This is a genomic window from Sphaerotilus montanus (assembly GCF_013410775.1).
GTDB lineage: Bacteria > Pseudomonadota > Gammaproteobacteria > Burkholderiales > Burkholderiaceae_C > Sphaerotilus > Sphaerotilus montanus.
Genome location: NZ_JACCFH010000001.1, coordinates 2,688,918 through 2,704,407 on the forward strand (window position 1 = coordinate 2,688,918; position 15,490 = coordinate 2,704,407).

Genomic DNA, 15,490 nt, shown 5'->3' on the forward strand with positions numbered 1-15,490 from the left:
TGCCTTCGAAATGGCAAACGCCCTTGGTTGGGGCCAGAACATGGGGTGGTGGTTCGACATGGATTTTTGGAGATCCTGGGGATCATGTCCGACCTGAGCATCACACTCGACGCTCTTCAACGCAGCCGCACTCAATTGCCGGTCACGAGTTACTTCGACCAGGCCCTCTTCGACCGGGAGATGCGTCTCATCTTCCCCTCCGGTGCGCGCTACGTCGGGCACGAGCTGATGGTGCCCGAGGTTGGCGATTACCACGCCCTCGCGCACGAAGGCGAGGGGCGCGCGCTCATCCGCACCAAGAACGGCGTCGAGCTGGTCTCCAACGTCTGCCGCCACCGGCAGGCCGTGATGCTCAAGGGCCGCGGCCACACCGGCAGCAATGTCGTGTGCCCGCTGCACCGCTGGACCTACGACCTGCAGGGCCAGCTGATCGGCGCGCCGCACTTCAAGGAAGACCCGTGCCTGAACCTGCGCAACTACCCGGTGCAGGTCTGGAACGGCATGGTCTTCGAGCGGACGGACGGTGGCCGCGACGTGGCCGCCGATCTGGCCGGCATGGGGCCACGCCAGGCGCTGGACTTCGAGGGCTATGTCTTCGACCACGTCGTGCAGCACGAGTGCAACTACAACTGGAAGACCTTCATCGAGGTCTACCTGGAGGACTACCACGTCGGTCCCTTCCACCCCGGGCTGGGCAATTTCGTCACCTGTGACGACCTGCGCTGGGAGATGGGCGATGCGTACTCGGTGCAGACGGTCGGTGTGGCGCAGGGCGCGGGCAAGGCGCTGGGCAAGTCGGGCTCGCCCACTTACGAGCGCTGGCACGAGCAGGTGCTGAAGTACCAGAACGGCGTGATGCCCAAGCACGGCGCGATCTGGCTGACCTACTACCCGAGCGTGATGGTCGAGTGGTATCCGAACGTGCTCACGGTGTCCACGCTGCACCCGATCAGCCCGACGAAGACGCTCAACACCGTGGAGTTCTACTACCCGGAAGAGATCGCCGCCTTCGAGCGCGACTATGTGGAGGCCCAGAAGGCCGCCTACATGGAGACCTGCATCGAGGACGACGAGATCGGCGAGCGCATGGACGCGGGCCGCAAGGCGCTGATGCTGCGCGGGGACAACGAGGTCGGGCCGTACCAGAGTCCGATGGAGGACGGGATGCAGCACTTCCACGAGTGGTATCGGCGTGTGATGGCGTTCAAGGACTGATCGGCGCGTGGGTTCCCGCTTGCGCGGGAATGCCGGAGGTCCGAGCCACGCGGCGATGTCGAGGCCAGGGTCGTTAGCATCGGGGGCATGACTGCTCCCGTGCTGATGGTTCTGGCCTCGTTTCTCTTTGCGCTGATGGGCGTGTGCGTCAAGCTCGCCAGTGCGTACTTCGGCACCGGCGAGATCGTGATGTACCGCGGCCTGATCGGGGCGGTGGCGATGGCGGTGCTGCTGCGCGTGCGCGGGCAGTCGCTGCGCACGGCGGTGCCGTGGATGCACGTCTGGCGCAGCATCGTCGGCGTGTCCTCGCTGTGCCTGTGGTTCTACGCCATCAGCGGGCTGCCGCTGGCCACCGCGATGACGCTGAACTACATGTCGCCGATCTGGATGGCGATGTTCCTGATCGGCGGCTCGGTGCTGATGGGCGGTGCGAAGATCAACCCGCGGCTGATCGCCACCGTGCTGGCCGGCTTCGTCGGCGTGGCGGCCATCCTGCGCCCGAGCATCGACCGCGACCAGCTCTGGTACGGCGTTGTCGGTTTCGGCTCGGGCATGCTGTCGGCGATGGCCTATCTGCAGGTCACCGCCCTCGGCCGCGCGGGGGAACCGGAGACCCGCGTGGTGTTCTATTTTTCCTGCGGCGGCACGCTGGCAGGCCTGGTGCTGACGCTGCTCAACGGCGGATTGAGCCCATGGCATGGCTGGACGGCTGCCGCACTGGTGCTGGCCGTCGGGCTGTTCGCCACCGCCGCACAACTGGCGATGACCCGCGCCTTCGCGATCGGCCGACCGCTGGTGAACGCGAGCCTGCAGTACCTCGGCATCGCATTCGCGTTCGTGTTCGGCGTGCTGCTGTTCGACGATCCGGTGCATCCGCTGGCGCTGGCCGGCATGGTGCTGGTGGTGGGTGCCGGCATCACCGCGACCCGGCTGCGCCACGGCACCGGGCCGCGCCAGAATGAACGAGACACGCTGCCCCCCGACCTCGAAACCTGAAGATCCACCCAACCCCGCTGCCACCATGACGACGCTCCCGACACCCCTGATCCGTGCCGACGAACTGCGCGCCCTTGCGGGCGCCGTGTGCGTGCTCGACGCCCGCTTCGACCTCGCCCGGCCCGACGCTGGCGCCGAGGCCTTCCTCGCCGGTCACATTCCCGGAGCGCAGTACGTGCACCTCGACTGCGACCTGAGCGCCAAGGGCGACGTGCCTGCGCTGTGCGGCGGGCGCCATCCGCTGCCGACCCGTGAACACTTCGCCGCCACGGTCGCCCGGCTCGGCATCACGCCCGCCACGCCGGTGGTGGTCTGCGATGCACAGGGCGGCATGTTCGCCGCCCGCGTGTGGTGGATGCTGCGCTGGATCGGGCACACCGCGGTGGCCGTGCTGGACGGTGGCGTGGCCGCCTGGACCGCGGCCGGCGGGACGCTGGAAACCGGCGCGGCGCGGTCGCCTGTGCCGGCCTCCGCCTATCCCTTGTCCCCTGAAGCGGGGCAGCGCATCATCACGGCGGACGCCTTGCAGGCGCAACTCGGCCGCGTCACGCTGATCGACGCCCGCGCGCCGGAGCGTTACCGCGGCGATGTCGAGCCGCTGGACCCCGTCGCCGGCCACATTCCCGGTGCGCTGAACCGTCCGTTCAGCGCCAACCTGGGCGTGGATGGCCGCTTCCATGCGCCGGAGACGCTGCGGGCCGCGTTCACGCCGCTGCTTGGCGCAGGCGAGGTCGTCCACCAGTGCGGCTCGGGTGTCACGGCCTGCCACAACCTGCTGGCCATGGAGATCGCCGGTCTGCCGGCGGCCACGCTCTATGCCGGCTCGTGGAGCGAGTGGTGCCGCGACGGGCGCCGGCCGGTGGCGCGGGGCTGAACGCGGATGGCGGCTTTCTTGACGATCCTCAAGTCGGCGCCACCGCGGGCGCGCATCATGGGGCCATCTTCAGGAGGTACACCATGTACACATGCATTCTGGTTCCGACCGATGGATCCGAGATCACCGCCAAGGCGGTCGACACGGCCATCACCTTGGCCAAGACCTTCGGCGCGAAGCTCGTGACGCTGGCGGTCAAGGAGCCGTTTCCCTACAGCGCCATCTCCGAGATGCAGCCCATCCCGCCGCAGGAGTTCTTCGACGCGCAGGACCGCATCGCTAACAAGCATGTCGAGCAGGTCAAGGCGCTCTGCGCAGCCAGCGGCGTGGCCTGCACGGCGGCGACGGTCGAGGCCGTGCACCCCTGGGAAGCCGTGATCGACTACGGCAAGGAGCAGGGCGCCGACCTGATCGTGATGGCCTCGCACGGCCGGCGCGGCATGGCGGCGCTGCTGCTGGGCAGCGAGACGCAGAAGGTGCTCACGCACAGCACCGTGCCGGTGCTGGTGGTGCGTTAACGGTTGCCCAGCAGGCTGCCCAGCATCCCGCCGCCGAGCACCGAGCCTTCTTCCTGAGAGCCGCCGTTCTGCGGCGCGGCGGCGAAGATGCGGCTGGCCAGGCGCGAGAACGGCAGGCTCTGCATCCACACCGTGCCCGGGCCGGTGACCTTGGCGAAGAACAGGCCCTCGCCTCCGAAGAGTGCGGTCTTGATCTTGCCGACGTACTGGATCTCGAAATCGACATTCGGTGTCAGCGCGACGATGCAGCCGGTGTCGATCAGCAGGGTCTCGCCGTGGCGCAGTTCGCGGCGCACGATGCTGCCGCCGGCGTGCACGAAGGCCAGTCCGTCGCCTTCGAGCTTCTGCATGATGAAGCCCTCGCCACCGAAGAAGCCGACCGACAGCTTCTGCTGGAAGTGGATGCCCAGCGAGACCCCCCGTGCCGCGCACAGGAAGGCGTCTTTCTGGCAGATGAGCATGCCGCCGAGTTGGCGCAGGTCCATCGGCAGGATCTTGCCAGGGTAGGGGGCGGCGAACGCCACACGCTGCTTCGCGCTGGCGTGGTTGGTGTAGACCGTGGTGAACAGCGATTCGCCCGTGATCAGCCGCTTGCCGGCGCCGAGCAGCTTGCTCATGAAGCCGCTGCCGCCGGCGCCCTGTTTCGCACCGTCGCCGAAGACGGTGTCCATGTCGATGCCGGCCTCCATGAACATCAGGCTGCCGGCCTCGCCGATGGCGGCCTCGCCGGGATCCAGTTCGATCTCGACGAACTGCATCTCGGAGCCCTTGATCTCGTAGTCGATCGCGTCCATGGCCGTCGGTGTGCCTGCGGCACCTGGGGCGGGCGAGGAGGACGCACCGGAGAATGAATCGAAGAGGGACATGAGCGTGTCGTGGGTGGTGAGGAAGAGTGCTGATTCTCGCCTGACGCCCCCCGCACCGGTCAACGCTTCAGGGGTGCGCGCAGACGGTCGAATGCAGACGGCGCCACATACTGCAGCACCGGCTTGGCGCGCTCCTGCGGGTCCAGCGCGATGACCACGCCCTGTTCCGGGTAGAGCAGGTGCACCGTGCCATCCTGGGTGGTGAGACGTTCGGGTGCGGGGCCGAAGCGCTCGACGGCGGTGGCCTCGTCGAAGCGTGCGGCGGGCAGGAACACCAGCCCGGCCAGCGGGGCGGCGAGCGCCGTGGCCTGGTCCTGCGGGTTCAGCGTCAGGCGCCAGGTGCCGCTGGGCTGGGGCTCGCGGTGGGTGGCGCGTTCGGACCAGGCCTGGAGCGTGGCGGTGTCGGCGGCGCCGGTCAGCACCATCTTGCCCTGCACGAAGCCGGCGCGGATGTTCTCCAGATAGCCCTCCAGCGTGAAGACGCCTTGCGGATCGCGCACGAGGGCCAGTTCCAGCTTCTCGTCGGGCCAGCGCGTGGCGACCTGCTGCAGCGTGCCATGGCCGAGGTCGAGGCCGAAGACCAGGCTGCTGCCATCGGGGCGGCGCTCGATCTGCCAGGGCAGTCCGGCCAGCGGTGCTGCGGCCATGGCGGCGGGTCCGGACGCGCTCCTGAAGGTCTGCCAGACCCAGGGTGCGACCAGTGCGATCACGAGGAAAGTCAGCGTGCCGACGAGCAGCAGGGCGACCATGCGCCCGGTGCCGAGCCGAGTAGTGGGTTCATTCGATGGCATGGTTTCGAGCATACCCGGGACTTCGCCACAATCGCCGGCATGACTGAACATCTGATGATTCTGACGGGCGCGTCGCGCGGACTGGGGCTCGCGGTGGCCCGCCAGTGGCTGCAGACCTCCGGCCATGTGCTGATCGCGCTGGCGCGCCACCCGGACGCCAGCCTGGCCGACCGGGCGCAGCAGCAGGGCAGCCGCTGCCTGTCCTGGGCGCTGGATCTGGCCGATGCGCCCGCAGCGGCGCAGGCGCTGGCCGACTGGCTCGCCGCGCAGCCCGCCGACGCCTTTGCCAGCGCCACGCTGCTCAACAACGCCGGGGTGCTGTCGCCGCTCGGACCGATCGGGGCGAGCAGCGCTGCCGAGCTGTCGAACGCGCTGCGGGTCGGGCTGGAGGCGCCGATGCTGCTCACGGCCGCGTTCCTGCGCGGCACCGAAGGCTGGTCGGCGCGGCAGGCGGGCGCGGTGAAGGTGCTGAATGTCTCGTCCGGGCTGGGCCGGCGGGCGATGGCCGGCAGCGCGGCCTACTGTGCCGCCAAGGCCGGCATGGACCACTACAGCCGCGCCGTCGCCCTCGAAGAGGCGCAGCGCCCGCACCCGGCGCGCATCGTCTCGCTGGCACCGGGCGTGGTCGACACCGACATGCAGGTGCAGTTGCGTGCGGGCGATCCGGCGGCATTTCCGGACCGCCTGCGCTTCGTGCAGCTGAAGGACGCGGGTCTGCTCGACAGCGCCGAAGCGGCAGCGGCCAAGGTGCTGGCCTGGCTGGACCGGGCCGATTTCGGCGCCCAGCCCATCGCGGATGTGCGCGAGGGCTGAGGCGCTTGCCCTCGCTTCCGCACGCTGCGGGCGGCCTTATTTCCAGTTCGCCGCGATCACCGGGTTCAGCGCGGTCTGGTAGGCCGTCGACAGCGTGGTCTGACCGGCGGCCGGGGGGGCGAACGCCGCCATCGCGTTGACCAGCTGGTCCACCTGCGTGTCGAGCAGCACCTTGCCGTCGGCAGTGCGGAACTGCTCGACGTGGTAGGCCTTGCCGGCGTACCAGTTCCGCACCGTCACCTTGTCGGTGGTGCCGATGATGCTCATCTCCAGATCGCTGCCCGACTTGCGCCACCAGACCTGGTCGCGGCTGACGCCGGCGAAGAGCTGGAGCGTGTCCACGCCCGTGGTGGTGTTGTCGGATTCGAGAATGCGGTCCTGGCCCTCGCCGCGGCCGAACTGGTAGGTGTCGTTGCCCCAGGAGCCGTCGAGCGTGTCGTTGCCGGTGCCGCCGTAGAGGGTGTCGTTGCCGTAGAGGCCGTTCAGCGCGTCGTGGCCGTCGCCGCCGTGGAGCGCGTCGTTGCCCGAGTAGCTGCCGTAGAGGATGTCGTTGCCCCCCAGGCCGTAGAGCGTGTCGTGGCCCCCCGCGCCGGTCAGCACGTTCACGGCGCTGTTGCCGGTGATGGTGTTGTTCAGCAGGTTGCCGGTGCCGTTCAGGGCGGCGGTGGTGAGCAGCGTCAGGTTCTCGATGTTGGTGGCCAGGATGTGGTGGAGGCTGGCTTGCACGAGGTCGGTGCCTTCGCCCACTTGCTCGGTCACCATGTCGCCGCTGTCGTTGACGAGGTAGGTGTCGTTGCCCAGGCCGCCGACCATCGTGTCATTGCCGGTTTCGCCGGACAGCAGGTCGTTGCCGGCTTCACCGTAGAGCACGTCGTTGCCGGTGCCGCCCCAGAGGCTGTCATCGCCCGTGCCACCCGAGAGGGTGTCGAGGCCGTCGCCGCCGTAGAGCGCGTCGTTTCCGCCGTAGCCCAGCAGCTGGTCATTGCCGGCCAGACCGTTCAGCACATTGCGCAGGTCGCTGCCTTCGAGCTTGTTGGCGAGCGCGTTGCCCGTGCCGGTGAAGACCTTGCTGGCGATGTCTGCAGCGGTGTAGGCGAGGCCGTTGACGACCAGGTTTTCTAGGTTGGCACCGAGGGTGTAGCTGTCGGGTGCCACCACGGTGTCGATGCCGCCATCGGCTGCTTCGACGATGACATCAAGGACTCCGTCGGTCGGATTCCCTTCCGGGCTCCACAGGAGATATTGGTCATTGCCGGTGCCGCCGATGAGCGTGTCGCGTCCGCTGCCACCGGACAGGATGTCGTCGCCCGCACCGCCGTCGAGCCGGTCGTTGCCGCCCATGCCCATGAGCTGGTCATTGCCGGTGCCGCCGGAGATCGTGTCGGCCTGCCAGGTGCCATTGATGGCGTCGTGGCCGGTGGTGCCGGCGAAGACGAGGGCCTTGAGGTCGTCCTCCGTCCACGCGCTGCCGTCGGCGAACTGGACACGCTGCACGCCCGCCATGCGTCCGCCGATGTTGGCGCCTTCCGGCGAGGACGGGCCGTAGTTGTAGAAGCGGTCGATCGCGACGCTGTCGGTGGTGCCACGCACGGACAGGACCAGTGCGCTGCCCGAGACACGCAGGTCGATGTCGGACTTGGCGATGGCGCCGGTGAACTGCAGCGTGGTGGTGCTCATGGACGTGTCGGTGTGGCCGACGATGGTGTCCTGGCCGTCACCACGGGCGAAAAAGGCAGTCATTGAGTTCATGCTGCCGGACATGAGGACGTCGCTGCCTGTGCCGCCGTAGAAGGCCAGTGTGCCCATGTCGCCGCGCAGGATGTCGTTGCCCGCGCCGCCGTAGAGGGTGTCGCTGCCTTGGAGGCCATAGAGCGAGTCGTTGCCTTCGCCGCCCTGGAGCACATCGTCGCCCATGGCACTGCCCAGCAGGGTGTCATGCCCCGCACCGCCATCCAGCGAGTTGTTGCCGATGCCGCTTCCGGCGTCCAGCCAGTCGTCGCCTGCATCGCCAAGCAGCGTGTCGTTGCCGTCGCCGCCGTAGAGGGTGTCGTTGCCGCCCGCGCCGGTCAGCACGTTGGCGGCGTCACTGCCGGTGAGGACGTTGGCCAGCGTGTTGCCGGTGCCGGCCAGGGCGGTGCCGGTGAGCGTCAGGTTCTCGACGAAGTTGCCCAGGGTGTAGCTGAGGCTGCTGCGGACGGTGTCGGTGCCGTCGTTGCCGAGTTCGAGCACGGTGTCGCCGGTGGCGTCGACGACATAGGTGTCGTTGCCGGAGCCACCGGCCATCGCGTCGTTGCCGGCGCCGCCGTCGAGCCAGTCGTTGCCACCCATGCCGCCCAGGGTGTCGTTGCCGAGGCCGCCGGAGAGGGTGTCGTTGCGGAAGCTGCCGCGGAGGCTGTCGTTGCCGGTGGTGCCGGCGAAGACGATGGCCTTGAGGTCGTCCATCGTCCAGGAACTGCCATCGGCAAACTTGACGAGTTGCACGCCCGTCATGCCGCCGCCGATGTTGGCGCCTTCGACGGTGGGAGAGTTGTAGTTGTAGAAGCTGCTGACCGTGACCGCGTCGGTGGTGCCGCGGATCGACAGGACGAGCGCGGTGCCGGAGACCGAAACGGCGATGTCGGACTTGGCGATGGCGCCGGTGAACTGCAGCGTGCTGACGGCGGTGGCCCAGTCCTGGTGGCCGGCGATGGTGTCCTGACCGTCGCCGCGGCCGAAGTAGGCGGTCATGCTGGCCATGCCGCCGGTCAGCAGGGTGTCGTTGCCGGCGCCGCCGTAGAAGGACAGCGTGCCCATGTCGCCGCGCAGCGTGTCGTTGCCGGTGCCGCCGTAGAGGGTGTCGTTGCCCTGGATGCCGTTGAGGGAGTCGTCGCCGTCGCCACCGTAGAGCGCGTCGTTGCCGTCGTGGCCACCCAGGATGGTGTCGTTGCCGCTGCCACCGTCGATCCAGTTGCTGCCGGCACCGCCGTCGATCGCGTCATTGCCGCCGTGGCCATACAGCGTGTCGTTGCCGGCGCCGGCAGCGAGGGTGTCCGCCTGCCAGGTGCCGCGGACGCTGTCGTTGCCCGTGGTGCCAGCGAAGACGAGGGCCTTGAGGTCGTCCATCGTCCAGGAACTGCCGTCGGCGAACTTGACGAGCTGGACCCCGGTCATGCGTCCGCCGATGTTGGCGCCTTCGGGTGTGGGCGGGCCGTAGTTGTAGAAGCTGTCGATGGTGACCGCGTCGGTGGTGCCGCGGATGGACAGCACCAGCGCGTTGCCGGAGACGGACACGGCGATGTCGCTCTTGGCGATGGCGCCGGTGAATTGCAGGGTGTTGGTGCCGACCGCCCAGTCGGGATGGCCGGCGATGGTGTCGCGCCCGTCGCCGCGGCCGAAGTAGGCCGTCATGCTGGCCATGCCTCCGGTCAGCAGGGTGTCATTGCCGGCGCCGCCGTAGAAGGACAGCGTGCCCATGTCGCCGCGCAGCGTGTCGTTGCCGGTGCCGCCGTAGAGGGTGTCGTTGCCCTCCAGGCCATTGAGCGTGTCGTCACCGTCGAGACCGTGCAGCAGGTCGTTGGTGGTGGTGCCGACGAGGCTGTCGCGCCCTGCTGTGCCGTAGCGTGTGATACCCATGCATCCCCCTGAGGATTGTTGAAATTCATCAAACTCTGAACAGGGGGGGGATTTTTGCGTTTTCAGGCCATGTTGGTACGCCGCGTACCCCTTCATTCAGGGGGTGGGTGGTGCAGATCAGTCCTCGAAGTCGATGCAGCCGTCCACGGTGGCTTTCAGCGAGGCATAGAACGCGCCGGAGAAGATCATCGCGCCGGGCAGCACGAGCAGCATGGCGGCCTGTCCCAGGCCGAGGGCAGCCATCAGGCCGCCGAGCAGCAGCGACAGCACCAGATCGGCCAGCACCCAGCACACGCCGTAGACCACGAAGGCGCCGAGGTTGCGCCAGCTGGCGGTTGCGCTGATGAACAGGGCCTTGCCCAGACCGGCTCCCGTGCGCACGATGATGACCGGTGCGTGCCAGATCGTCAGCACCAGCGGCAGCAGCAGCACGGCGCGCAGCACCATGCCCTGTTGCAGGGCGCCGATGGCATCGAGCGTTGCTTCGGCAGTGGTGTCGTTGTCGCGCATCACGGTCCAGGCATCGGACATGCCGGGGTCCAGGGCATCGGCCAGCAGCAGCAGGACGAAGGAGGCGAGTGCGTTCAGCCCGCCCAGCTGCAGCAGCGCCGGACGGGCGGCCGAGCGCAGCGGGCCGATCAGGTGCGAGGGCAGGGGGCGTTCACCTGCCTGCACGGCGGCGGCGGCATCCACCCATCCGGCGGTCAGCGACGGCAGCAGCACGGCCACCAGCACCGGGCCGATCCAGGGCAGCCCGAGGAACAGTGCCAGTCCGAAAATCATCATGCCGAACAGACCAGCCAGACCGAGGGTCTGCTGGCGAGCCAGCCGGACGCCGCCGAGCATCCACTGCAGGCCGTCCCGCGGCGTTGCGACGCGTAATTTCATGGTGCCTTCATCGTGTGTGGTGCTTCAGCGCACCCAGTGCCAGGGATTGGCGACCCGCTCGCGCAGCACGCGCTCGAAGTGGGTGGGATCGTGCGGCTTGAGCATGCTGGCTTCGCGTGGCAGGTGGAAGTCCCACAGGCGCGAGGTCCAGAAGCGCAGTGCGCCAGCGCGCATCATCGCCGGCAGCAGACGCAGCTCGTCCGCGCTCATCGGGCATTCGGTGTCGTAGGCGGCGACCATCGCGCTGGCCCGCTCCTCGATGAGGCGGCCGGTGTCGAGGTCGATGCACCAGTCGTTCAGGCACACCGCGAGGTCGAACAGCCAGGTGTCGACGCCGGCGAAGTAGAAGTCGAAGAAGCCGGTCAGCTTCTCGTGGCCGGGCAGGCCGTCGAACATCACGTTGTCGCGGAACAAGTCGGCGTGGACCGGGCCGCGCGGCAGCGCCAGGTACGCGGACGTCTCGGCGAGGTGGCGCTGGAAGACCAGTTCGTCCTCGATCAGGCGGCGGGCGTTCGCGTCCATGTAGGGCACGACCACCGGCACCGTCTCCACCCACCAGTCCAGCCCGCGCAGGTTGGGCTGGTGGCGGGGGTAGTCGCGGCCGGCGAGGTGCATCCGCGCGAGCATCTGGCCGACCTGCTGGCAGTGCCAGATGGACGGTGCGAGCTGGTGGCCGCCCGAGAGCTTGTTGACCAGCGCCGCGGGCTTGCCGCAGACGGTGTGCAGGATCTCGCCGCTGGTGTCCGCCTGCGGATCGGGCACCGGGATGCCGCGTTCGGCCAGGTGCTTCATCAGGTGCAGGTAGAACGGCAGCTGCTCGAACGTGAGTCGCTCGAACAGCGTCAGCACCCACTGCTGGTCGCGGTCGGTGGTGACGAAGTAGTTGGTGTTCTCGATGCCGGAGGCAATGCCGCGCAGCGCGGTGACCGATCCCAGACCCAGACGTTCGACGAGCGCATTGGCCGCGTCGAGGGACACTTCAGTGAAAACAGCCATCGGCAACAGAAGGAAAGGAGACAGAAGGAGCGGCGAGACCAGGGCCGCATTGTAGGTGGCGGCCACGGGACGATCGCCGACAATCTCCCCATGAACCTGCCCGCCGCCGCCACTCCCGCGCCCGCCGACCGCCCCACGATGCTGCTGGTGGACGGATCGAGCTACCTCTACCGTGCCTTCCACGCGATGCCCGACCTGCGCAACGCCGAAGGCGCGCCCACCGGGGCCATCTACGGGCTGATCAACATGCTGCGCCGGCTGCGCGAGCAGATCCCGTCCGAACACGCGGTCTGTGTCTTCGACGCCAAGGGCCCGACCTTCCGCAACACGTGGTACGACCAGTACAAGGCCCACCGCCCGCCGATGCCCGATGACCTGCGGCTGCAGATCGAGCCGATCCACGAGGTCGTGCGGCTGATGGGCTGGCCGGTGCTCGAAGTGCCGGGCATCGAGGCGGACGACGCGATCGGGACGCTGTGCAAGGTGGCGGTCGAGCGGGGGCACCGCGTCGTGGTTTCCACTGGCGACAAGGACTTGGCGCAGCTCGTCAACGAACACGTCACGCTCATCAACACGATGACGAACGAGACGCTGGACATCCCCGGTGTCGTCGCCAAGTTCGGCGTGCCGCCCGAGCGGATCATCGACTACCTGACGCTGATCGGCGACGCGGTGGACAACGTGCCCGGCGTCGAGAAGGTGGGGCCGAAGACGGCGGTGAAGTGGCTGGCCGAACACGATTCGCTGGACGGCGTGATCGCGGCGTCGGCGTCGATCAAGGGTGTCGCGGGCGAGAACCTGCGCAAGGCGCTCGACTGGCTGCCGATGGGCCGCAAGCTCATCACCGTCAAGCTCGACTGCGACCTCGCGCCGCACATCGCCGACTGGCCGGTGATGGACACGCTGGCGCTGCGGCCCCTGGACAAGCCGGGCCTGCTGGATTTCTATGTCCGCTACGGCTTCAAGAGCTGGCGCTTCGAGCTGGAGAAGGAACTGCTGGCCGTCGTCGCCAATGCGGCGGCGCAGGCAGCGGCCCAGGCGGCTGCGCCGAAGCCGATCGGCCACATGGACGACCTGTTTGCCGACCCGCCGCCCGAGGTCGACACCGCCGCCGCCGCGCTGCCCGAGACCGGCCGTTACGACACCGTGCTGACCCGCGAGGCGCTCGACGGCTGGCTGGCGACGATCCGTGGCGCCGAACTGGTCGCGCTCGACACCGAGACCGACTCGCTCGACCCGATGCGCGCCCGCATCGTCGGCCTGAGCTTCGCGGTGCGGCCGCAGGAGGCGTGTTACCTCCCGCTGGCGCACGACTACGCGGGCGCGCCGGCGCAGTTGCCGCTCGACGAGGTGCTGGCGCTGCTGAAGCCGTGGCTGGAGGATGCCGGCGCGGCCAAGGTTGGCCAGAACATCAAGTACGACACCCATGTCTTCGCCAACCACGGCATCACGGTGCGCGGCTACCGGCACGACACGATGCTGGAGAGCTACGTGCTCGAAGCACACAAGCCGCACGGGCTGGAGAGCCTGGCCCAGCGCCACCTCGGCCGCAGCGGGCTGAGCTACGAGGACCTGTGCGGCAAGGGCGTGCACCAGATCCCGTTCAGCCAGGTCGATGTCGAGCGCGCGGCGCGTTATTCGGGCGAGGACAGCGAGATGACGCTGCAGGTCCACCAGACGCTGTGGCCCGACCTGAGCGCGCCCGACCACGCCGGCATGCGCCATGTCTACGAGCACATCGAGATGCCCACGTCCGTCGTGCTCGCGCGCATGGAGCGCCACGGCGTGCTGCTGGACGCGGCGGTGCTGGCGCGGCAGAGCCAGGAGCTGTCCGAGCGCCTCGTCGTGCTCGAAGCCAAGGCGCATGAACTCGCCGGGCAGCCTTTCAACCTCGGCAGCCCGAAGCAGCTCGGCGAGATCCTGTTCGTCAAGCAGGGCCTGCCGGTGAAGAAGAAGACCGCGTCCGGCGCGCCGAGCACGGACGAGGAGGTGCTGCAGGAACTCGCCGCCGACTACCCGCTGCCGGCCTGCCTGCTCGAATACCGCGGCCTGGCCAAGCTCAAGAGCACCTACACCGACAAGCTGCCGCTGATGGTCAACGCGGTCACGGGCCGCATCCACACCAACTACGCGCAGGCGGTGGCGGTGACCGGGCGGCTGGCGAGCAACGAGCCGAACCTGCAGAACATCCCTATCCGCACGGCGGAAGGCCGCCGCGTGCGCGAAGCCTTCATCGCGCCGCACGGCCACCGGCTGATGAGCGCCGACTACTCGCAGATCGAACTGCGCATCATGGCGCACCTGTCAGACGACCCGGCCCTGCTGCGTGCCTTCGCCGAGGGGCATGACGTGCACCGCGCGACGGCGAGCGAGGTGTTCGGCGTGCCGCTGGCGGAGGTGAGTTCCGAGCAGCGCCGCTACGCCAAGACCATCAACTTCGGGCTGATCTACGGCATGGGCGCCTTCGGCCTGGCGCAGAGCCTGGGGATCGAGGTCAAGGCCGCACGCGACTACATCGACCGCTACTTCGCCCGCTATCCCGGCGTGAAGCGCTACATGGACGAGACACGGACGCTGGCCGGCGCGCAGGGCTACGTCGAAACGATCTTTGGCCGGCGCATCACCCTGATCGACATCCAGGGTGGCAGCGGCCCGCGCAAGGCCGCGGCGGAACGTCAGGCGATCAACGCGCCGATGCAGGGCACGGCGTCCGATCTGATCAAGCTGGCGATGATCGCCGTGCAGGGCGCGCTGGACGCCGAGGGCCGCGCCACCCGCATGGTGATGCAGGTCCACGACGAACTGGTGCTGGAGGTGCCCGAGGCCGAACTGGACTGGGCGCGCGAGGCGATTCCGCGGCTGATGGCGGGGGTCGCTGCGCTGAAGGTGCCCTTGCTGGCCGAGGTGGGGGTCGGTCTCAACTGGGACGAGGCGCACTGAGCGTGCGCAGGCGCCGCCTGGCCCGCTGCCAGAAGGTGTTCTGCGCGGCCAGGAAGGTGCGCACCCGGGCCAGCGCGTGGGCATCGACATGGTCGGTGTCGGGCAGGCGGGTCAGCGGGCGGTCGGGCAAGGCGTCGGTCGCGTCGTAGGGGGAGCCGCCCACGCCGCAGTGCACGCCAGTGCCGTCGAAGCCTTCGTTGCGGACCAGGCTCTGGCGCGGGTAGAGCGTCATGCCGCCGTGCATGAACAAGCTCAGGTACCAGCGGATGAACCAGGAGTCGGCCTTGCCGGCGCGCTGGCGCTTCAGGATCGAGAAGTAGGGGAAGGCGCCATCGATGTCGAACTGCCGGCGCAGGGCCGACTGCTCGACCAGCATCTGGAAATCGCGCATGTCCGGGTCGAAACGGCGCCAGGCCCGGTCCCAGGTCGCCCAGCCCCACGAGGAGGCCATCGGCATGAACACCGCGTCACTGGTGCTGCCGGTGTCCACCGGGTACATGTGTCCCGACACCTGCATCACCAGCGGATTGTCCCGGTAGTGGCGCAGCGACTGGTTCATGAACGCCAGGAATGACGGCGCCAGCACCAGATCGTCCTCGACCACGATCACCCGGCCGTGCTCCTGCACGACGCGTGTCACGCCTGCAATCACCGAGTCGGCCAGACCGCGGTTGGTCGTGGATTCGATGATGACCTTGCCGGGGTGCGGCAGGGCATGGGCCATGCGCCGGACTTCCTCGACCGCGGCCGCATCGACGGCGTCTTTCGGGCCGTCGCAGAACAGGTAGAGCGGGCTGTCGAGGAACTCGGGATTGCGCGCCAGCGATTGCAGGCAGCGCAGCGTGTGGCGCGGCCGGCGGTAGAGAAACAGCGCGATGGGTGCGGCGGCGGACGAGGTGTTCGCCGGGGGGGCTGGCAGCGGATCCGTCACCAGGGGCGCAAATTCTGACGTGAGAGGCATCGGGACGCGGCGTGCGGACG

Annotated in this window: 12 protein-coding genes; 6 read left to right on the forward strand and 6 right to left on the reverse strand. The window is 68.5% G+C overall.

Annotation, left to right across the window (positions count from 1 at the left end):
• Positions 1-84: 84 nt before the first annotated feature.
• The 4 genes from BDD16_RS12245 (at position 85) to BDD16_RS12260 (ending at position 3,603) form a co-directional block, all read left to right on the forward strand.
• Positions 85-1,215, forward strand: coding sequence for an aromatic ring-hydroxylating oxygenase subunit alpha (locus BDD16_RS12245; protein ID WP_179634207.1), 1,131 nt, complete (start codon positions 85-87; stop codon positions 1,213-1,215).
• An 87-nt stretch (positions 1,216-1,302) separates the two neighbouring features.
• Complete coding sequence (locus BDD16_RS12250) at positions 1,303-2,211, forward strand: DMT family transporter (protein WP_179634208.1); 909 nt, start codon at positions 1,303-1,305, stop codon at positions 2,209-2,211.
• Between the two features lie 25 nt (positions 2,212-2,236).
• Positions 2,237-3,085 (forward strand): sulfurtransferase, encoded by an 849-nt coding sequence (locus tag BDD16_RS12255; protein WP_179634209.1) that lies wholly within the window; start codon positions 2,237-2,239, stop codon positions 3,083-3,085.
• 83 nt (positions 3,086-3,168) lie between these two features.
• Entirely contained in the window at positions 3,169-3,603 is a 435-nt protein-coding gene (locus BDD16_RS12260; protein ID WP_179634210.1) for a universal stress protein, read from the forward strand.
• Here the strand turns inward: BDD16_RS12260 and BDD16_RS12265 are convergent.
• Positions 3,600-4,397, reverse strand: coding sequence for a TIGR00266 family protein (locus BDD16_RS12265; protein WP_179634211.1), 798 nt, complete (start codon positions 4,395-4,397; stop codon positions 3,600-3,602). The genes BDD16_RS12260 and BDD16_RS12265 overlap by 4 nt on opposite strands.
• A gap of 131 nt (positions 4,398-4,528) precedes the next feature.
• Positions 4,529-5,260: a hypothetical protein gene (locus BDD16_RS12270; protein WP_179634212.1), complete on the reverse strand. Its 732-nt coding sequence runs from the start codon at positions 5,258-5,260 to the stop codon at positions 4,529-4,531.
• Positions 5,261-5,299: 39 nt separating this feature from the next.
• Between BDD16_RS12270 and BDD16_RS12275 the strand changes: the two genes are divergently transcribed.
• Positions 5,300-6,073, forward strand: a complete 774-nt coding sequence (locus BDD16_RS12275; RefSeq protein WP_179634213.1) for an SDR family NAD(P)-dependent oxidoreductase — start codon at positions 5,300-5,302, stop codon at positions 6,071-6,073.
• A 36-nt stretch (positions 6,074-6,109) separates the two neighbouring features.
• Here the strand turns inward: BDD16_RS12275 and BDD16_RS12280 are convergent, their stop codons facing one another.
• The 3 genes from BDD16_RS12280 to BDD16_RS12290 all read right to left on the reverse strand — a co-directional run bounded on the left by BDD16_RS12280 (position 6,110) and on the right by BDD16_RS12290 (position 11,569).
• Positions 6,110-9,685 carry a calcium-binding protein gene (locus BDD16_RS12280; RefSeq protein ID WP_179634214.1) on the reverse strand — a complete coding sequence of 1,192 codons (3,576 nt, stop codon included), beginning with the start codon at positions 9,683-9,685 and terminating at the stop codon, positions 6,110-6,112.
• Positions 9,686-9,802: 117 nt separating this feature from the next.
• Positions 9,803-10,573: a BPSS1780 family membrane protein gene (locus BDD16_RS12285; RefSeq protein WP_179634215.1), complete on the reverse strand. Its 771-nt coding sequence runs from the start codon at positions 10,571-10,573 to the stop codon at positions 9,803-9,805.
• A gap of 24 nt (positions 10,574-10,597) precedes the next feature.
• Positions 10,598-11,569 (reverse strand): homoserine kinase, encoded by a 972-nt coding sequence (locus tag BDD16_RS12290; protein WP_179634216.1) that lies wholly within the window; start codon positions 11,567-11,569, stop codon positions 10,598-10,600.
• Between the two features lie 90 nt (positions 11,570-11,659).
• Between BDD16_RS12290 and polA the strand changes: the two genes are divergently transcribed.
• Positions 11,660-14,509, forward strand: a complete 2,850-nt coding sequence (gene polA, locus BDD16_RS12295) for a DNA polymerase I (RefSeq protein ID WP_179634217.1) — start codon at positions 11,660-11,662, stop codon at positions 14,507-14,509.
• On the opposite strand, the gene BDD16_RS12300 is transcribed toward polA, so the two are convergent.
• Complete coding sequence (locus tag BDD16_RS12300; protein ID WP_179634218.1) at positions 14,487-15,470, reverse strand: glycosyltransferase family protein; 984 nt, start codon at positions 15,468-15,470, stop codon at positions 14,487-14,489. The two genes, polA and BDD16_RS12300, sit on opposite strands and share 23 nt — an antisense overlap.
• Positions 15,471-15,490 lie beyond the last annotated feature (20 nt).